General features: G+C 40.7%; 18 protein-coding genes, 1 tRNA gene and 1 pseudogene. 11 read left to right on the plus strand and 9 right to left on the minus strand.

All coding sequences use genetic code 11. The features are described from left to right. Window positions 1-120: 120 nt before the first annotated feature. From FTU91_RS09145 to FTU91_RS09160, 4 genes and pseudogenes are all read left to right on the plus strand, one after another. A pseudogene (locus tag FTU91_RS09145) lies at window positions 121-1137 on the plus strand (amino acid permease); the annotation flags it as partial. Between the two features lie 81 nt (window positions 1138-1218). Then, window positions 1219-1291: transfer RNA gene (locus tag FTU91_RS09150), tRNA-Arg, on the plus strand. Window positions 1292-1855: 564 nt separating this feature from the next. Continuing rightward, on the plus strand, window positions 1856-3154 hold the full coding sequence (locus FTU91_RS09155; RefSeq protein WP_166171227.1) for an OmpP1/FadL family transporter: 1299 nt from the start codon (window positions 1856-1858) through the stop codon (window positions 3152-3154). Between the two features lie 327 nt (window positions 3155-3481). Beyond that, window positions 3482-4702 (plus strand): OmpP1/FadL family transporter, encoded by a 1221-nt coding sequence (locus tag FTU91_RS09160; RefSeq protein WP_180081929.1) that lies wholly within the window; start codon window positions 3482-3484, stop codon window positions 4700-4702. 71 nt (window positions 4703-4773) lie between these two features. On the opposite strand, the gene thrH is transcribed toward FTU91_RS09160, so the two are convergent. Beyond that, complete coding sequence (thrH, locus tag FTU91_RS09165; RefSeq protein ID WP_086196902.1) at window positions 4774-5391, minus strand: bifunctional phosphoserine phosphatase/homoserine phosphotransferase ThrH; 618 nt, start codon at window positions 5389-5391, stop codon at window positions 4774-4776. Between the two features lie 199 nt (window positions 5392-5590). Between thrH and FTU91_RS09170 the strand changes: the two genes are divergently transcribed. Beyond that, window positions 5591-6322, plus strand: a complete 732-nt coding sequence (locus FTU91_RS09170) for a phosphoadenylyl-sulfate reductase (protein WP_180081931.1) — start codon at window positions 5591-5593, stop codon at window positions 6320-6322. Between the two features lie 167 nt (window positions 6323-6489). Further along, the gene (locus tag FTU91_RS09175) at window positions 6490-7875 is read left to right on the plus strand and encodes a wax ester/triacylglycerol synthase family O-acyltransferase (protein WP_086196904.1); all 1386 of its coding nucleotides are present in this window, start codon (window positions 6490-6492) and stop codon (window positions 7873-7875) included. Between the two features lie 76 nt (window positions 7876-7951). On the opposite strand, the gene FTU91_RS09180 is transcribed toward FTU91_RS09175, so the two are convergent. From FTU91_RS09180 to FTU91_RS09205, 6 genes are all read right to left on the minus strand, one after another. Continuing rightward, window positions 7952-8122 carry a PA1571 family protein gene (locus tag FTU91_RS09180; RefSeq protein WP_086196905.1) on the minus strand — a complete coding sequence of 57 codons (171 nt, stop codon included), beginning with the start codon at window positions 8120-8122 and terminating at the stop codon, window positions 7952-7954. Between the two features lie 135 nt (window positions 8123-8257). Continuing rightward, window positions 8258-9712 (minus strand): ribonuclease G, encoded by a 1455-nt coding sequence (gene rng / locus FTU91_RS09185; RefSeq protein WP_180081933.1) that lies wholly within the window; start codon window positions 9710-9712, stop codon window positions 8258-8260. A gap of 42 nt (window positions 9713-9754) precedes the next feature. After that, complete coding sequence (locus tag FTU91_RS09190; RefSeq protein ID WP_180081935.1) at window positions 9755-10321, minus strand: Maf-like protein; 567 nt, start codon at window positions 10319-10321, stop codon at window positions 9755-9757. Then, window positions 10309-10800, minus strand: coding sequence for a rod shape-determining protein MreD (gene mreD / locus FTU91_RS09195; RefSeq protein ID WP_086196908.1), 492 nt, complete (start codon window positions 10798-10800; stop codon window positions 10309-10311). The genes FTU91_RS09190 and mreD overlap by 13 nt, the downstream gene beginning before the upstream one ends. After that, window positions 10787-11644, minus strand: a complete 858-nt coding sequence (mreC, locus tag FTU91_RS09200) for a rod shape-determining protein MreC (RefSeq protein WP_086196909.1) — start codon at window positions 11642-11644, stop codon at window positions 10787-10789. The genes mreD and mreC overlap by 14 nt, the downstream gene beginning before the upstream one ends. A gap of 15 nt (window positions 11645-11659) precedes the next feature. Then, a complete protein-coding gene (locus FTU91_RS09205) occupies window positions 11660-12706 on the minus strand; it encodes a rod shape-determining protein (RefSeq protein ID WP_086196910.1) in 1047 nt (348 codons plus the stop codon). Between the two features lie 132 nt (window positions 12707-12838). Here FTU91_RS09205 and gatC point away from each other — a divergent pair, with 132 nt between their 5' ends. The 4 genes from gatC (at window position 12839) to FTU91_RS09225 (ending at window position 17783) form a co-directional block, all read left to right on the plus strand. Then, complete coding sequence (gene gatC, locus FTU91_RS09210; protein ID WP_086174772.1) at window positions 12839-13153, plus strand: Asp-tRNA(Asn)/Glu-tRNA(Gln) amidotransferase subunit GatC; 315 nt, start codon at window positions 12839-12841, stop codon at window positions 13151-13153. A gap of 52 nt (window positions 13154-13205) precedes the next feature. Continuing rightward, window positions 13206-14684 (plus strand): Asp-tRNA(Asn)/Glu-tRNA(Gln) amidotransferase subunit GatA, encoded by a 1479-nt coding sequence (gene gatA / locus FTU91_RS09215; RefSeq protein WP_180081937.1) that lies wholly within the window; start codon window positions 13206-13208, stop codon window positions 14682-14684. Continuing rightward, window positions 14684-16159 (plus strand): Asp-tRNA(Asn)/Glu-tRNA(Gln) amidotransferase subunit GatB, encoded by a 1476-nt coding sequence (gatB, locus tag FTU91_RS09220; RefSeq protein ID WP_180081938.1) that lies wholly within the window; start codon window positions 14684-14686, stop codon window positions 16157-16159. The genes gatA and gatB overlap by 1 nt, the downstream gene beginning before the upstream one ends. Before the next feature lie 82 nt (window positions 16160-16241). Next, entirely contained in the window at window positions 16242-17783 is a 1542-nt protein-coding gene (locus tag FTU91_RS09225; RefSeq protein ID WP_180081941.1) for an FRG domain-containing protein, read from the plus strand. 36 nt (window positions 17784-17819) lie between these two features. Here the strand turns inward: FTU91_RS09225 and FTU91_RS09230 are convergent, their stop codons facing one another. After that, window positions 17820-18782 (minus strand): IS30 family transposase, encoded by a 963-nt coding sequence (locus tag FTU91_RS09230; protein ID WP_180081943.1) that lies wholly within the window; start codon window positions 18780-18782, stop codon window positions 17820-17822. Between the two features lie 145 nt (window positions 18783-18927). Here FTU91_RS09230 and FTU91_RS09235 point away from each other — a divergent pair, with 145 nt between their 5' ends. Then, window positions 18928-19533 (plus strand): hypothetical protein, encoded by a 606-nt coding sequence (locus FTU91_RS09235; RefSeq protein ID WP_180081945.1) that lies wholly within the window; start codon window positions 18928-18930, stop codon window positions 19531-19533. A gap of 151 nt (window positions 19534-19684) precedes the next feature. On the opposite strand, the gene FTU91_RS09240 is transcribed toward FTU91_RS09235, so the two are convergent. Further along, on the minus strand, window positions 19685-20080 hold the full coding sequence (locus FTU91_RS09240; RefSeq protein ID WP_180081947.1) for a lysozyme inhibitor LprI family protein: 396 nt from the start codon (window positions 20078-20080) through the stop codon (window positions 19685-19687). Window positions 20081-20114 lie beyond the last annotated feature (34 nt).

The raw sequence follows: 20114 nt of genomic DNA on the forward strand, positions 1-20114 counted from the left end.
GAAAGCCCATATAAATGGGTAGAGTACAAGTTGCTGTAGAAGCATTTTTAATTCGTCTGATCACAGATACTTTATAAAGTATTTTAATACTTTTTTGAATCCGTCAATGCGTAAGTCCTATATATTAATTACTGGTGGCCGCATATTCCTGCATGGGCTTCGGTACTGTTCTTTTTCATTGTCATTACTCTGGTCAATCTCGGCAATGTCAAGTTTTATGGCGAATCCGAATTCTGGCTTTCCATTGTTAAAGTGACTGCCGTGATTTCCATGATTGTTTTCGGCCTGTATTTATTACTGACCGCAGATGCAGGATCAACCTCTTCATTTAGCAATCTTTGGTCACATGGCGGTTTCTTCCCGAATGGTTTTGAAGGCCTGTTCTATATGCTGGCTTTCCTCATGTTCGCCTTTGGCGGTATTGAACTGATTGGTATGGCGGCTGCAGAAGCCAAAGACCCGGAAAAGACCATTCCTAAGGCCATTAACCAGGTCGTGTTCCGTATTCTGATTTTCTATATTGGCTCACTCACGATTCTTTTATCCTTAGTACCTTGGAACCAGCTGGAACTGGGTGGTATGGATAAAAGTCCATTTGTAATGATTTTCAGTCAACTCGGAATTGGCTGGGCAGCACATCTACTCAATTTCATTATCTTGACTGCGGCACTGTCTGTTTATAACAGCGGTATGTATGCGAATAGCCGTATGCTGTATGGTCTGGCACAGCAAGGCAATGCACCGAAAGCGTTCATGAAAGTAAATAAACAAGGTGTGCCTATTCCCGCTGTTTTATTCTCAGCCCTGCTCATTTTCGGTTGTGTGCTTTTAAACTACTTTGTCCCAGAAGACGCTTTGGGCCACTTGATGTATGTGGTCGTAGGTGCCTTGGTACTCAACTGGGCCATGATTAGTTTGACACATCTGAAATTCAAACAGGCTGTCAAAAACGCTGCGATTCAAACCAAGTTCCCTGCACTCTGGGCTCCTGTCAGCAATTATGTGGTACTGATCTTTATTGCGACAGTACTTTATATTATGTGGACCCAAGGTTTTAAAGAATCCGTATTGATGATTCCCGTCTGGATAGTGCTGATGTTTGGCCTATTTAAAAGCCTAAAGACGAAGAAATCTTAAACATAAAAATCATTTTAAAAAGTTATTGTTTCGACGATAACTTTTTTTTTACCGGTATTTGCGCTACATTAGCTGCGCATTGCGCCCTTAGCTTAACTGGATAGAGCAGTTGCCTCCTAAGCGACCGACGTGGGTTCGAGTCCCGCAGGGCGCACAATACTTTTCACCCTAGAATTTTTAATAAAAATAATCTAAAGCCCTATTCAGCTTGCCAGATCTCGCTTCCCTACCTGTCTATATTTAAACTTTCCCTTAGTCAGATAATGAGACGAGTATTTTAAAATTCCCAAATTGCAATTAATAATAAAAAATATTTAAAAAATTAAATTTCCTGACCTCCTGTTTTTTAAATTTCAATTATTACGTTTGAAGAGAGAACTCTATCACATAAAAATACGATACTTTTTATGATAAATGGTCATTTTTTAATCAAATAAATATTCACATAAAATAATTATCAATTTAGTTTAATTAATTATTTTTCAATTGTTTAAAGTAAACTATTAGTATAAATTTAGACTAAAAACTCTAATACGTTCATTTTTTAAACTCTATAGTTTTTTATAGAGCATTTACTCTTTTTTTTATTGTGCTATTTTTGTCACATGGAGTAACAAATGATATCTGGTTATATAACTGATATTAGGAAAATAAATTTAGCGCATTCAAAAACACAAATCAGCCGTAATAAAATTTGTACCTCAAGGAAAGACACAAAATGAAATTAAAAACTCTTAGTACCGCAATGATTCTTGCAACAGTACCAATGACAGGTGCATTTGCAGCTGCACTAGATCGCTCAGGTCAATCTATTTCAGCCTTCCTACAACCGGGTAACTATTTCGAAGCGGGTATTTCTGTTTTAGATCCAAATGTTTCAGGTAAAGTAAATAATGGATATACTCCAAACCCAGCAGCTCCAGCAAGTGCTATTGGGCTTCAAAATACAAACTTATCAGATATGGGAGATGATTATTATTTTCCAAGTGCAGCATTAAAATTACAGCTTACTGATAATTTCTCTTTTGGCTTAATTTACGATCAGCCTTTCGGAGCTGATGCAACTTATTCAGCCACAGACTCAAGTTCACCTGCTGTACTACCAGGTGCATTAGCCGCATTTCAAGGTCAAGGTTTATTCCATAATGGTTCTGAATCAACTAAAGTTGAAGTAAAAACACAAAATATATCAATGCTATTTGGTTTCCAACCAAATAAAAATTTAAATTTTTATGCAGGTCCAGTTTATCAAACTGTTGAAGGTGACGTTCAATTACGTGGTCTAGCATATGGCGGTAGCAGTACATTTGGCTCTTATAATGCCAATATGGAAGAAGACGGTTCAGTCGGTTGGTTAGCTGGTTTTGCTTATCAAATTCCTGATATTGCTCTCAAAGCATCTTTAACCTATCGTTCTGAAATTGACCATGATGCAAAAACCACCGAAACTTTTAATACAGGTTTATTTGCTGGTCTTAACCTACAACCAAATTCAAGTACTTCAATCACGACACCACAATCTGTTAACCTGGATTTCCAAACCGGCATCATGGCAGATACCGTAGCATTTGCTAATGTACGCTGGGTTGAATGGTCTAACTTCTCCATTCGCCCACCTAAATTTGGTACAGCTAGTGTACAAGCACCTGTTGTAGCTTCAACTGGAAAACCAAATGGCTTTGATTTAGTTGCATATTCCGATGATCAAATTTCTGCAACTGTTGGTGTTGGTCGTAAACTGAATGAGCAATGGGCTGGTAACGTTTCCGTAGGTTATGATACTGGTGCAGGCAATCCGGTATCTACCCTTGGTCCAACAGAAGGTTACTGGAATGTTGGTTTAGGTTTACAATTCAGCCCAGCACCAAACTACTTCATCGCGGGTGGTGTGAAATACTTCTGGTTAGGTGATGCTAAAGCACAATCTGGCGCACAATTTGGTACTCCTAATACAGTTGCTAGCTTTGAAGACAACAATGCACTTGCATACGGCTTAAAAATTGGTTACCGCTTCTAATTTTATTTAACCAAACAATAAAAGACCATTGTTCGCAATGGTCTTTTTTCAGTCTTTGATTAGCATTTAATATACATTTATAAATTAATAGCTGTATTTTCCATCAAACGGTTAATTTTTTATTTTGAAATTTACTTCATTCTTCATAATTTTCTTTTTATTTAAAAATCATAAAGATAACTTAACAAAAATAGAATTATTACTCTATCAAGCATCATTTGTGTGCTTACAAGTCAATTATTAAACTCTAGCAGAGTATTTACTCTTTTTTTATTTATGTTACTTTTCAAGCACTTTTAGTTACAAAATGGCATCAGGGAAAGAACCATGAAGCTCAACAAAATATATTCAGCAGTTTTAATTAGCTTACTTCCATCTACTTCAGTATTTGCCGCTGGCTTAGATCGCTCAGGTCAATCTATCGCCGCATTTTTACAACCCGGAAATTATTTTGAAGCAGGCATTTCTATTTTAGACCCTGAAGTTTCAGGTAAAGATAAGTCTGGAAATACGGCTACAGATATGGCTGGTGACTACTATTTCCCACATGCTGCTTTGAAAGTTCAAGCGAATGAACACTTTTCTGTAGGTTTAATTTACGATCAACCTTATGGTGCGGATGCAGAATACTCTGGAAATAATAATTTTGTAGAAAATCATCCTGTTCCTTTTAAAGGTGGCACCTCTGTCGAAGTAGATACACAAAACTTAAATCTCATATTAGGCTACCAACCGACTCAGAATTGGAACTTATATGCAGGTGCCGTATATCAAACTGTGGATGGTACAGTACTACTTCGTGGTACTACCTATAGTGCTTTTAATGGCTACGATTTCAGAACGGGTGAAGATGAGTCGGCAGGCTGGTTAGCAGGTGTTGCATATCAAATTCCGGAAATTGCACTCAAAGCTTCCGTCACCTATCGTTCAGAAATCAAGCACAAGATCAATGCTTATGAACGCTTTAATGCTGCAGGCATGACAGGCAATACCCTATTAGATAATGCAATGACTGCCTTGAATGCATCTTCAGGACAAACTGAATTAACCACGCCACAATCTGTCAATGTTGATTTACAGAGCGGCATTATGGCGGACACTGTTGCCTTTGCAAATCTGCGTTGGGTGGATTGGTCTAATTTTAAAGTTCAACCCTACAATTTTGGAAAACTCTCTCAAATGCTTGGACAAGCAGGTCTGGTACCGGGAAAACCGAATGGCTTTAATCTAATTGACTATAAAGACGATCAAATTTCTGCAACAGTAGGCCTAGGCCGTAAACTGAATGAACGTTGGGGTGCCAATGTCTCTGTAGGCTGGGATTCAGGTGCGGGTAATCCAGTCACTACCCTTGGTCCAACCGAAGGCTACTGGAATCTGGGAACAGGTGTGCGCTTCTCCCCTGCTGAAAATTACTTTATCGGAGCAGGTGTGAAATATTTCTGGTTAGGTGATGCTGATGCTGTGACTGGAGCGCACACCCAAGCAGGACAATTTGCGGATAACCATGCTATCGCTTATGGTTTGAATGTAGGTTATAAATTCTAAACATATTTTATATGTTTAAAAAAAGGCGTACCCGATGGGTACGCCTTTTTTACTTATATAAATATAAGGATTTATGCTGGAATATTACGCACTGACGCATTACGAATCGCTTCTTTTAACGCGTCATAACCGTGAATCGGTGGGAACTGAGGGAATTCAGCAATGACATTTTCCGGTGCATCAAACAAGAAACCGTGGTCTGCTTCGCCCAGCATCGTAGTATCGTTATAAGAATCGCCTGCTGCAATCACACGGAAGTTCAAACCATGCAGGGCTTTAACTGCTTGGCGTTTTTGATCCGGCTGACGAAGTTTATAAGCTGTGATCATACCATTTTCATCAGTTTCTAACTTGTGACAGAAAATGGTTGGCCAATCCAGTTGCTTCATTAAAGGATGAGCAAACTCATAGAACGTATCGGAAAGAATAATCAATTGAAAATGTGTACTCACCCATTTCACAAATTCTTTTGCCCCAGGGAAAGGCCCCATCTCTGCAATTACTTCCTGAATATCATTTAAGCCTAAACCATGCTCTTTTAAGATATTCAGGCGCTGCGTCATTAACACATCGTAGTCTGGAATATCACGTGTAGTGGCTTCCAACGCTTTAATTCCAGTTTTCTTGGCAAAGTTAATCCAAATTTCCGGAACCAACACCCCTTCAAGATCAAGACATACGATTTCCATGGGCTCTCCCAATGTCAGTAAAAAATTTTGCGTTATGATAGCTTAAAAATAGAGATTTCAGGGGCTGTTTTTTAAATCTATTTTATTCATAAGCATTTATTTTTTAGTGCTAAGCAGATTATTTCAATTCCATTAAAATCATTGTGAATTAAACTAATATAGGTTTTTAAGTGTCCAAGCCTATACGCCAGGAACTGTCATGACTACAATCCCGACCATTGACCTTGTTGATGCACTTGCATCTGAATATGCTGATAAATCTCCCAGCGAGATTCTGGAACTTGCTTTAAGTCAAGAAGGTGAAATTGCCATTTCATTTTCAGGTGCTGAAGATGTGGTTTTAATTGATATGGCTTCTCATTTGGGCAAACCTTTTCGTGTCTTCAGTCTCGATACAGGTCGTTTACATGCAGAAACCTATCAATTTATCGACCAGGTCCGTAAACATTATAATATTGAGATCGAAATTTGTTTCCCTGAAACAGAAGCGATGCAAGAACTGGTGACTGAAAAAGGTTTTTTCAGCTTCTATCAGGATGGCCATCAGGAATGTTGCGGTATCCGTAAAGTTCAACCCTTACGCAAAAAGCTGGCTACACTGGATGGCTGGATTACCGGTCAACGTAAAGATCAAAGTCCGGGGACTCGTAATGAAATTCCAGTGGTGCAAGCAGATGTTGGTTTTTCAGGTCCAGGAAAACAGCTGATTAAGTATAATCCTTTGGCAAACTGGTCAAGTTCCGACGTGTGGAACTATATCCGCATGATGGAAATTCCTTATAATCCGTTGCATGAGCGTGGCTTTATTTCGATTGGTTGTGAGCCCTGCACCCGTCCTGTATTGCCAAATCAGCATGAACGTGAAGGCCGCTGGTGGTGGGAAGAAGCGACCCATAAAGAATGCGGGTTACATGCAGGAAATTTAAAATAATAGTTAAAAAAATCACTGTTATTCAGTGATTTTTTTAACTTATCATTACACATAAAGCAGTTCATTTCTTTTTGAAAAAAGATATACTAAAAACACTCTTTTATATAATTCTAACAAGCCTGTTCATATAAGAACAGGCACAAAATTGCAGTGAGGCATTCAACGCTATGCGTCCATTACACCCAATTGATTTTATTTTTCTGTCGCTTGAAAAGCGTCAGCAACCGATGCACGTCGGTGGGCTGTTCCTGTTTCAAATTCCTGACAATGCACCTGATACATTTATTCAAGACCTCGTTGCTGATATTCGTAAATCCAAATGTCTTCCTGTTGCGCCTTTTAATAATAAACTCAATGGCCTATTTTGGGATGAAGACCAAGAATTTGATCTAGACCATCATTTCCGCCACATTGCACTACCGCACCCGGGTCGAATCCGTGAATTACTGACTTATATTTCACAAGAACATAGCGCACTGCTTGATCGTGCCAAACCACTCTGGACCTGCAACATTATTGAAGGCATTGAAGGCAACCGCTTTGCCATGTACTTTAAAATTCACCATGCTATGGTTGATGGTATTGCCGGTATGCGTTTAGTAGAAAAATCACTATCCTATGATCCAGAAGCCAAGAGTATTGTGCCACTCTGGTGTGTCGAAGGTCCTCGTGCTAAACGATTAAAAGAACCGAAAGCAAGTCGTATAAAGAAAGTCATGGGGGCTGTAAAATCACAATTTGAAGCGACCCCTAAAGTCATGTATGAACTATCGCAAACCATCTGCAAAGATATGGGGCGCAATCCTGACTATGTTTCCAGTTTCCAGGCACCCAGTAGCATTTTAAATCAACGAGTCAGTTCATCACGCCGTTTTGCCGCACAATCCTTTGAATTGGGCCGCTTAAGCAAAATTGCAAAAGCACTGGGTGTCACCATCAATGATGTAGTCTTGGCCATCTGTTCTGGCGCACTGCGTGAGTATTTGATCAGTCATCACGCATTGCCGAAAAAACCGCTGATTGCTATGGTTCCGGCTTCAATTCGTGATGATGATTCTGAGGTTTCAAATCGTATTACCATGATTTTGGCTAATCTGGGTACGCATAAAGATACACCTTTAGAACGCCTGCAAATTATTCGCCGTAGTGTGTTAAATGCCAAGCAGCGGTTCAAACGCATGAATTCAAATCAAATTTTAAACTATAGCGCATTAGTTTACGGTGCAGCTGGTTTAAATATTGTCTCGGGAATGATGCCAAAACGCCAAGCGTTCAATATTGTGATTTCTAACGTGCCAGGGCCACGCGAACCGCTATACTGGAATGGTGCAAAACTGGATGCACTCTATCCAGCTTCAATTGTACTGGATGGACAGGCACTGAATATTACCATGACCAGCTATTTGGATAAACTGGAAGTGGGGTTAACCGGTTGTCGTAATGCCTTACCGAAAATGCAAAACTTGCTCACGCACCTGGAAGATGAAATTCAGCGCTTTGAAGAAATTGTAGGTCAAGATATTCCACCAAAAAAGTTAAAAGCGGTGAGTTAACCGCAGCTTCCAAAGAGTGAATAATAAATAAAATAAGGGACCTTTTAGAGGTCCCTTTATTTTCTATTGCACGAAATTAATTCTTAATTGCACGACATTGATTTAATAGTTGATGACAAACTGAATGAATCATGGCCGCTGTAATTTGAACTTCTTTACCCTGCTCATTGACGATATAACCGTTTTGGCTCATTTTATTATCTGTAACTTTCGTATTTTGTTGAACTGCTACTTGGCTTATACTCATGTCATACCTCTTGTTTGCTAAACCAAAACTGGGAGATTTTGGCTTTGGCTACTTGTGTATGACTAGTATTCAAAATTCAGCCTAAAAAGTAAAATTTCAGATGTAACAAGTGTTTAACGATATTCTGTTACAATTTCAGCTCAGAATGATATCGTATTGCTCTTGCGTATACAGATTTTCCACCTGAAATTTGATGATACGCCCTATAAAGTGCTCTAAATCGGCCACTGCAGGTGCTTCCGCTGTTAACAATCGGTCAATCACCGATGGGTGTGCCACCACAGTAAAACCACTTTTACATTCAAAAGCACGTGCATATCTTAAAATTTCCCGAAAAATCTCGTAACACACTGTCTCTGCCGTTTTCACATAACCCCGTCCCTGACAGGTTGGACACGATTCACATAATAAGTGTTCTAAAGATTCACGAGTACGCTTTCGGGTCATTTCCACCAGGCCCAGTTCTGAAACCTGGGTAATTTTGGTTTTGGCATGATCACGTTCCAGCATACGCTCAAACTGGCTCATGACTTCTTCACGATGCTGGGCTTCCTGCATATCAATGAAGTCAATAATGATAATGCCACCCAAATTACGTAAGCGCAGCTGACGGGCAATGACTTGAGTCGCTTCCATATTGGTTTTAAATACGGTGTCTTCTAAAGTCCGGCCACCGACGTAGGAACCGGTATTGACATCAATGGTAGTCATAGCTTCAGTCTGGTCGATCATCAGATAGCCACCCGACTTCAATGCTACGCGTGTTTGCAGGGCCTTCTGAATATCTTCTTCAACATTGTACAAGTCAAAAATGGGACGTTCACCCGGATAGTGAACCAGCCGGTCTTGCATGCTCGGCACAAACTCTTGCACAAATTCTTGCAACTTGGCATGTATTTCGCGTGAATCGACAGAGATTTTAGAAGTATCTTCATTGGCCAAATCACGAATGACCCGCTGTGGCAGCGGCAGTTCTTCAAAAATCAGTGAAGGGACGGCAATGCTTTTTTGCTTGCGTTGAATAAATTCCCAAAGCTTGGCCAAATACGCCATATCCTGTGCAATTTCAGCTTCAGGAATCCCCTCTGCCGCAGTACGGACAATGACGCTGCCGGGTAATTTATGCTCGCTTTGAATGCGTTCGATCATCGAACGCAGCCGGTCTCGTTCTTCTTCTGATTCAATGCGTTGTGATACACCGATATGATGACCATAAGGCATCAATACCAGATAACGTGAAGGAATGGAAAGATCGGTAGAAAGACGCGCCCCTTTGGTCCCCAGCATATCCTTCATCACTTGCACCGTGAGAATTTGACCGGGTTGCAGCAGTTCAAAAACATTAGGGGTTGGTTGATTGCGGGGCCAGACCATATCGTTGATATGCAGAAAAGCGGTTCGAGAAAGACCAATATCGACAAAAGCAGCCTGCATACCCGGAAGTACACGCACCACTTTACCTTTATAAATATTGCCCACCAATCCACGCTTAACCGTACGCTCAACAAATAATTCATTGACCGTGCCGTTCTGGATTAAGGCCACACGACATTCCATAGGTGTGACGTTAATCAACAACTCGTCAGACATAATAAAACTCAAAACATTATAAAAATTCTTTTTTGAGGTCAGTTAATTTAGTGCCTTAACTGCCTGTAATAACTGTACGGTTTCATGTAAAGGCAAGCCCACGACATTGCTATAACTGCCTTCGATACGGGGAATATAACGCGCTGCGATGCCTTGAATGGCATAAGCACCCGCTTTTCCTAAGGGTTCCCCTGTTGCCCAATAATCTTCCATATCATTGAGACTTAACTTTTGAAACTCAACCTGTGTTCGTACCACTATACTTGATTTTTCTGTTCTTGTACGCACACAAACACCTGAAAAGACATCATGCTTGCGCCCGGAAATGCGCTGCCACATTTCAAAAGCATGTTGTTTTGATTCAGGTTTACCTAAAATCTGATTATCCACACCTAAACTGGTGTCAGCGGCTATGACGATGGCATCCGGAAATTGCTCCAATACAGCTTGAGCCTTGCTACAGGCTAAACGCTCGACATAGGCGGCAACATCTTCTCCGTCAAGAATAGATTCATCGATATCCGGACCATAAATCTCGAATTCTAAACCTAACTGTTGCAGCAGTTCCCGACGGCGTGGAGAACTCGAAGCCAGAATTAAACGCGCCATTTTTTAAGCATAAAATACATGACAGGGAAAACCAGCACACTGCTCAATAAAGGCTGCCAGTGTCGGGTAATGGAAAATTGCAAGCCACCCATCGTTTGGGCAATCCAGATCACAAATAAATGTGCCATTACTGCCAGAAAGCTAATCACCCAGAGATTGCCAAAGGTCATGATACGTCGTTCACGGGTTAAAAACCGGACAATAAAGGTAATCAACACAAAACTTAGTGCATTCATACCTAAAGGGGCATCCACCAGCAAGTCGGTAAACATGCCGGTGGCAAAGGCAAACCAGATTCCGCACCATGTAGGTTGGCACATCACCCAAAATAGCATGAGCAGCAACATGAATAAGGGACGTGCACCTGACACGGCATAAGACAGTGGGTAAACCATCAGCACCGAACAGACAATGACTGAAACAATAATCGCAATTAAAGGATCCCGATTGCTTTCAGCCCTTAATTTAGCGAGTGGCATGTGGCTGCTCCATCGCTAATGAATCAGAAAAAAGGACAACGACATGATGTCCACCGGCCAATTGTGCGGCTGGAATGACTTCAATCTGGGCAAATTCACCCGAATTATGCCGGTTAACTTTAGACACCGTGCCAACCAGATAGCCTGCAGGGAAATGTGCACCCAGACCTGAGCTATACACTTTTTCACCCACCTTGACATTGGCACTGGTCGGAACATATTCCATCTTCAAATGACCTAAATCACCTGTACCCGATACAATGGCACGCATCCCGGTATGTTCCAAACGCACAGAGAGAGAATGTTCTTTATCGGACAGCAACATAATACGGCTACTATGCGAATTGACATTGATGATCTGCCCCATAATTCCTTTATCGTCCAGTACGGTTTGACCGACCTTGAGCTGACTGTTGGAACCACGGTTAATCACAATAATATGCCGTAATGGATCGGCATCTGTACCGATGACTTCTGCAATTTCCATGCGCCCATCAATAATCAAAGGCGTATCCAGCAGACCTCTTAAACGGGTATTTTCGGCAGAAAGTTCAGATAATTTTTGCAGACGAACCTGAGCCTGTAATAACTCGGCTTGCATCGCGGTATTTTCACGACGTAACTGGGCTTCAGACTTGGTTTGTTGATTGAGCCATTCTCGCGATAACACTGGATAGCTTGCAAGGGCATAAATAGGATTATATGCCGCATACAAGACATCACGTGCGGGCTGAATCACATGCGGCATGCGCCAGTTAAAAAACAGCACCACCAGACATGTAATCACCGCAATGATAAATGAGCGAAAAGATGGCGGTTGTCGAGAAAACAGTTGTGTTTGCACCGCCTGGTCCCTAACTTAACCTACAAATAACATGTCGTGATTTGGATTATCGAAGAATTCCAGTACCTTACCACCACCACGAGTCACGCAAGTCAACGGATCTTCAGCCACAACCACAGGCAAACCGGTTTCTTGCGCAAGAAGTTTGTCGAGGTTACGAAGTAGTGCGCCACCACCAGTCAGCACAATGCCACGTTCTGCAATATCAGAAGACAGTTCAGGCGGGGTTTGTTCAAGTGCAGATTTAACCGCAGAGACAATATTTTGTAATGGGTCTGAAATCGCTTGGGTAATTTCGTCTGAAGTCACCGTGATGGCACGAGGAACACCTTCAGCTAGGTTACGGCCACGCACTTCAATTTCCAGCGGCTTCGCGCCTTCATCCGGAAGTGCCATACCCACTTCTTTTTTAATCACTTCGGCAGTGGTTTCACCAATCACACAGCCATGCGCTTTACGTACATAGTTAATGATCTGTTCATCAAAGACATCACCACCAATACGGAGTGAATCTGCGTAAACACAGCCCTGCAATGAAATAATTGCGATTTCAGTGGTACCACCGCCCACATCGACCACCATCGAACCACAGGCCTGTTCAACCGGCATACCGGCACCAATTGCAGCAGCCATTGGCTCTTCAATTAAGCGGACATCACGTGCGCCAGCATTGAATACCGCTTCACGAATGGCACGGCGCTCAACCAGCGTTGATTTGCACGGTACACACACTACAACACGCGGTGCAGGTGGGAAAAGACGCTTTTCATGTACTTTACCAATAAACTGGTTCAACATGGTTTCGGTCACTTCGAAATCGGCAATCACCCCGTCTTTCATCGGGCGGATTGCAGAAATATTTGCAGGTGTACGACCGAGCATTTGTTTAGCATCAAGACCAACCGCGGCAACGATTTTCTGTGAACCGCTGTGACGGATGGCCACAACCGTCGGTTCATTTAATATAATGCCTCGTCCTGGTGCATAAATAAGTGTATTTGCTGTACCTAAATCAATGGCTAGATCGGGCGAAAACAAGCCAATTAGTCTTTTTAGAATCACGGAGACGTTCTCGATTAAACTTTATGTGGACGCAAGGTGGCAACTTTAACTAAATGTGATGATTTGGACAAGTCAATCGCTTATTATAACGCACGATATTTTGAATTTTTTTAATACTGATTAGGTAATATTATGTCTACATCGGATGCACAGCATTCTGCAGATTTAAATGCAAAAACAGTTTCAGCAATCGCACATCTGGCCCGATTGTCGCTAAATGATACGCAATCTGCTGAATATGCTCAAAGTCTAAATAAAATTTTAGGCATGATGGAAACCTTAAAAGGCATTGACACTGAAAATGTCGAGCCGCTTAAAAGTCCATTTGACCATCCACAGCCCTTACGTGAAGACGTGGTTTCTGAAGAAAATCATCGTGAAGAATATCAAGCTGTTGCACCGGCAACCCAAGATGGCTTGTACCTTGTTCCACGTGTGATTGAATAATCTTTATTCAGTTAAATCATTTTATTAAATTAAACGTAAAGAAATATTTCTCATGACAGATTTACATCGCTTATCGATTCGTGAACTTTCCGAAGGTTTAGCTGGGGCTAAATTTTCGTCTCGCGAATTGACTGAACATTATTTAGAACGCATTGCAAAAATCGATGCTCAAGTACAATCTTATGTGACTGTCACTGCCGAGCAGGCATTGGCCCAAGCCGACGCTGCTGATGCTGCAATTAAAGCTGGCAATGCAACTGCCTTAACAGGTGTTCCAATTGCACATAAAGATATTTTCTGTACCCAAGGCATTAAAACCACTGCCGGTTCTAAAATGCTGGACAATTTTATCTCTCCTTATGACGCGACCGTTGTAGCGAAAGGTAAAGCTGCGGGCCTGGTGACTTTAGGTAAAGTGAACATGGACGAATTTGCCATGGGTTCAACTTCCGAGTCATCTTACTTTGGCGCGACCAAAAACCCTTGGGCACTGGATCACGTTCCCGGTGGTTCTTCAGGTGGTTCTGCTGCGGCTGTAGCGGCTGACCTTGCACCATTTTCAACCGGCACCGATACTGGTGGTTCAATCCGTCAGCCTGCGTCTTTCTGTGGTTTGACTGGCCTGAAACCAACTTATGGTCGTGTATCGCGTTTCGGTATGATTGCCTATGCATCATCTTTAGATCAAGGTGGTCCAATAGCACGTTCGGCTGAAGACTGTGCCTACCTGATGAACGTGATGGCAGGTCATGACGCAAAAGATTCTACTTCTGTAAACAAAGACGTTGATGATTATGTGGCAAACCTGAACGGTACATCAGTTAAAGGTTTACGCATTGGTATTCCTAAACAGTACTTCAATGTTCACGGCTTAGATGCTGACGTAAAAGCACGTGTTGAAGAGTCGCTTAAAAAGTTAGAAGAAATGGGTGCAACGTTGGTTGAGATTGACCTCAACATGACAGAAGCTTATGTTCCAACTTATTACCTAATTGCCCCTGCTGAAGCATCTTCAAACTTGTCACGTTTTGATGGCGTGCGTTATGGCTACCGCTGTGAAGATCCAAAAGACATTATGGACTTGTACAAACGCTCTCGTTCAGAAGGTTTTGGTAAAGAAGTTCAGCAACGTATCTTGATCGGTACTTATGCGCTTTCTGCGGGTTACTACGATGCTTACTACGTGAAAGCACAAAAAGTCCGTCGTTTAATTCAACAAGACTTCTTAAAAGCTTTTGAGTCTGTGGATGTGATCGCAGCACCTTCTGCGCCTACAACTGCATACCGAATTGGTGCAAACTTAAGCCCAGTTGAAATGTACCTAGGTGACATTTACACTATCGCGGTAAACTTGGCAGGTCTTCCTGCAATTAACGCGCCTGTTGGTTTTGACAAAGATAACTTACCGGTTGGCTTACAATTGATTGGTAACTACTGGTCAGAATCTCAATTGTTGTCTGTGGTACACCAATACCAACAAGCAACGGATTGGCATACAAAACGCGCTGCAATTGCTGAGGAGAACGCATAATGGCTCAAGCTCAAAAGAAACCTAAATCAAACCTGATTGATGGTTGGGAAGTCGTTATTGGTATCGAGATTCACACTCAGCTGGCAACCAATACTAAAATTTTCTCAGGTTCTTCAACTGTTTTTGGTCAAGACCCAAATACACAAGCCAGCCTGGTTGATTTAGCGATGCCGGGCGTATTGCCAGTACTCAACAAAGAAGTGGTTGATCTTGCAATTCGTTTTGGTTTGGGTATCGATGCATATATTGACAAAGCATCTGTATTTGCACGTAAAAACTATTTCTACCCTGACTCGCCTAAAGGCTATCAAATTAGCCAGATGGACAACCCGATTGTGGGCTTGGGTCATATCGACATCCAACTTGAAGATGGCACCACTAAACGCATTGGCGTAACCCGTGCACACCTTGAGGAAGATGCTGGTAAATCGATTCATGACCAGTTTGAAGGTATGTCAGGTATCGACTTAAACCGTGCAGGTACGCCGCTGCTTGAAATCGTATCTGAACCCGATATGCGTTCGGTTGAAGAAGCGGTTGCCTACATTAAAGCGATTCACACGCTGGTGCGCTGGTTAGGCATTTCTGACGGTAACATGGCAGAAGGTTCGTTCCGTGCTGACTGTAACGTGTCTTTACGTCGTCCGGGTCAACCATTCGGTACACGTTGTGAACTGAAAAACCTCAACTCATTCCGTTTCATTGAACAGGCAATCAATGTTGAAATTGAACGTCAAATGGAAATTCTGGAATGGGACGGCACCATTGATCAGGAAACTCGTCTGTTCGACCCTGTGAAGATGGAAACGCGCTCAATGCGTTCTAAAGAAGAAGCGAACGATTACCGCTACTTCCCTGATCCAGACTTGTTGCCTGTAATTATTGCCGACGAGCAAATCGAAGCGATTCGAGCGACTATGCCTGAGCTTCCTGCTGCACGTCGTGCGCGTTTTGTGGCTGACTTTGCTGTGACTGAGTACGATGCGCACGTTTTAACGCTGACTCGTGAAATGTCAGAGTTTTATGAAGAAGTCGTTAAGGCTGCTGGCGGTGCTGCACAAGGTAAAGTATCTGCAAACTGGGTGATGGGCGAATTCTCAGGTGCATTAAACAAAGCAGGCTTAGATTTGGCTGATTCTCCTGTATCTGCTGAAAAACTTGGCGGTATGATCGCGCGTATCGTGGACAACACGATTAACGGTAAGATCGCGAAGCAAGTATTCGGCTTTATGTGGGACGAAGGCAAATCTGCGGACGAAATTATTGCTGAGAAAGGCTTGAAACAGGAAACTGATACAGGCGCAATTGAAGCGATTATTAAGGAAGTGCTTGCTGCGAACGAGAAGATGGTTGAGGAATATAAGTCTGGTAAAGAGAAAGCCTTTAACGGTCTTGTGGGTCAAGTAATGAAAGCTGCAAAAGGTAAAGCCAACCCTGCACAAGTCAATGAATTAATGAAGAAATTGATTGGTTGATAATTGACTAATTAGTTATTTTCATGAGATAAAAACCTCGCTTAGTGCGGGGTTTTTATAATTTCAAGGATTATCTTTATAAATGAGTTTTTTCAATATATTACAAGTTAGCAATGAACATCAAATTACTCAGAATGATGAAATATATCAAATTAATTTTCATTCGAGTCGTTTCCTAGAATATACAGATGAAGATATTCGTATTTTATATAAAACATTAACCCAAGAAAAATTAGATTTACTCAAAAAATACCCTGCTCTAATTACTATGGAGCGTTTTGAAAAAGAAATTTCATTAGGTAAAATTTTAAACATTACATATTCTTCTGAAGAACAAAATATAGTTGTTGAATTTAATAAATTACATTCTATAAATATTCAAACTAGAGAAGATATCACATACACAGATGAAGATACTAAGGAAACTTGGAAACAAAAAAATAAGGATTTTGATTTTTATTTAAACACAATTAAAGAATATTTAAAATTTGAAGGATTAGAAGAATATAGAAATCATTGGGCTTTAAAATCAGGAGATATCTTTGCTCTATCAGCGAATAATCCCCATTTCCAAATATTCAACAACAGCACTTACATAAATTTATTTCCCACCTATAATGATCCTCTTCCATTACCTCAATATATCTCTCCCTCTCCAATAAGTAGTTTAGATGTAACTGTAGTAGCTGAATTAGAAACTCAACCACAACACACAATTGCTAGTGTTTCTCAATTCATAGATAAAATCAATGAATTAAGCACTGAAGATGAACTTAAAAATCGCGAACTATTTTTCCGAGGCCATAGAGATGCCTTGCGTTATTTTTTACAACCAAGCTTATTTAGACAATATAAATCAAAAGGACCTATTTATTTAAAGTCCGAAAAAAGTTCATTCATGGACTTACTCACAACAGAGCCTAAATCTTTTTCAAATGAAAGTAGATGCTTTGATATTCTTACTCATATGCAACATTATTCGTTTCCAACAAGATTGTTAGATATTTCTAGTAACCCATTAGCAGCACTATATTTTGCTTGTGAAATTGAAAAAGATGATAAGGGTAAAGAAAAGGATATTGATGGTGAAGTCATATTATTCTATATAAAGAAAAGCGAGATTAAATATTTCGACTCAGATGCTGTTTCTTGTGTGACAAATTTAGCAAAATTGACAGAATCACAAAAAAAAGAATTAATTAAACTCATAGAGCAATGTGAATCAGAAACTCCTCCTAGAAAGGCTTTCAAGTCCACAGACTACGAGAACAATGAAGCATATGCTAGTTACATTCATTTTATTAGACAAGAAAAGCCATACTTTGAACCTAAGATTAAAATTTCTGATTTGAACAAGGTTTTATGTGTTAAGGGACGATTAACACAGGATAGGATTATAGCTCAAGCAGGCTCTTTTTTACTTTTCGGATTAGATGCAAGCCTGCCTGAAGATGGCAATGATGTCTTTAAGATAAAACGGATTAGAATTAAATCAGCTAACAAAAGCTCCATTTTAAAAGAGCTAGATCAGCTAAAAGTTAACCTTCGTACTATTTATCCTAGTCTAGAAAATACAGCGAAATATATAAAGTCAAAATTAGAACTCGAAGCAGATTCTAAGTAATATTATTAAATTAGACTCTTTTAATTATTGGCGGATTCAAGCGGCAAGTGCAACAGTATAAAAACCAGACATAACTTCACTCGGTGTATACCAACCTAGGGTTTTTCTAGGACGATGGTTGAGTGCAAATTCTATCTGCTCTATTTGTTCGTTTGACACGCCATCAAACGATGATGATTTTGGCAGATATTGCCGGATTAAACCATTCGTATTTTCATTTCTAGCTCGCTGAATAGACTTGTAAGGATCAGCAAAATACGTCTCTATGCCAGCATCAGTAATTCTTTTGTGTTCGGAAAATTCTTTGCCATTATCAAATGTCACACTATAAGCATGGCTCATTTGTAAACGATCTAATGCACAAGTAATCGTTTTAGAGGATTCTCTCGTTGACCCTAAATGAACAATATGTACATACAGGCTCTTTCGATCAACGAGAGTCAATAAAGCACCTTTATGATGTTTACCAATCACCGTGTCACCTTCGAAATCTCCTAAACGTTGTCGTTGATCAATGACCTGGTCTCGGTAGTGAATACTTGTTTTATCAATGATTTGCCCCCTACGATCCGTGTTTTTGTAACCGCGTTTTCGATATTTCTTCTGATGCCTTAAGTGTAGATGAAGTTTACCACCTTTTGATTTATCTTGATAAATGTACTGGTAAATCCACTCATGTGAAGGTACATCCAGCCAACCGCGTTGTGTTAAAGCACCTGAAATTTGTTCTGGTGACCAGTCCAAACCAATCAAATAATCAATATAAGCGAAGGCAAATGCTGTCATTGATGATGAAGGACGGTACCGTCTTTGACTTGCAAATTTAGCTGCCTGTTGAGCTCTATATCCACGTTGCCCAGTATTTCTTTTTAATTCACGGTAGATGGTTGATCGTGAACGTCCTAACTCCCGAGCAAGGGTAGCGATTGAACTTTTACTTTTCAAAGTAGCATAAATTTCGTATCTTTCATCTTGAGAAAGTTGGGTGTATTTCTTCATTGTGTGCTTTCCAATTGCGGGTTGAAAAAGTCTAATGATTCTATGAATACACCTAACTTTTTCAACTAACTACAAATGTGTTGCACTTGAGATTTGAATCTGCGATTAAAGAGTCTTTTTCTTCCAACATATAAAAAATCTCAATATGACCATCAAAAAAGTATCCTCTATCGCCAAACTCGAAGACTTAGGACGTATTCAGCTTTCAAAGTCTTTATTTATGCGTGACTTCCTCTATAGCGAAATCGCCAACTGGTACGGTGTACCCAACTTCCCCGGTCATCCTGACATTGCAATCCGTACAGGTACAGAACTTTGCCAACAATTGTTAGAGCCACTCCAAGACAAGTTTGGACGTATTGCGATTCGTTCAGCTTATCGCTCTCCAAGCGTGAACCAACTCGGCAATGAAAAAGGACATAACTGCGCAACGAACGAGAAAAACTTTTCCAGTCATATTTGGGACTATCCTGATGCAAAAGGTTATGGGGCAACGGCGTGTATTGTCATTCCATCATTTTTAGAACTTTATGAGAAAGACCAAAGTAGCTGGCAACAATTGGCGTATTGGATTCATAACAATCTGAACTATAGCCACCTGCAATTTTTCCCAAAACTCTGTGCTTTTAATATTGGCTGGCATGAACAACCTGCACGCGAAATTTATAGTTATATTCAACCCAAAGGCTATTTGCTGCGTGGTGAAGCTGTGAATAAAGAATTTGAGAAATTTTATCCTGATTTATTGTAATCATTAATCCCCCCAAATCCCCCTTTTTCAAAGGAGGACTTGCCACGTCATCAATTGATACGCGTGGTTCCCTCTCCTGAGCAAGTTTTAAAGCACTGCTTTAAAATGAAGCGCAAGAAAGGATGAGGGCTAGGGAGAGGATTTTTTTAAATTAATACTCTTCTCTTAAATTTTCTAATTCAGTCGCACGTGCGGCAGTCGCTTCCATGTAACAACTATTGCTATTTACAGTTGCAATCGTCCCTCCATTCGGGTCGGCATAAAAATCGCAATTGGCATCACGATAGCGAATCCACAGACGCTGAACCTCTTGAAGCTGTTTTTTACGAGTTGCATTCAGCGATGCTATTGTCCGCTTATAGGCATTATTTAAACGTGTATCTTGGCGATCTGTTTCAGCCGCAATACAATCCAGCATATTTACAGTAACGCCACCTGATCGATCCATACAATTTGAGTATTGCCGACTCAAATCATTGTCTCCTGCATACAGCACAGGGGAAAATATCAACATACTGAAACCCAATAAAGTAGTGCGTTTGAACATAACGATCCTTATCTTTTCATTAATATTATTCATG

Origin of the sequence: Acinetobacter sp. YH12201 (genome assembly GCF_013418145.1) — a bacterium.
Classification (GTDB): domain Bacteria; phylum Pseudomonadota; class Gammaproteobacteria; order Pseudomonadales; family Moraxellaceae; genus Acinetobacter.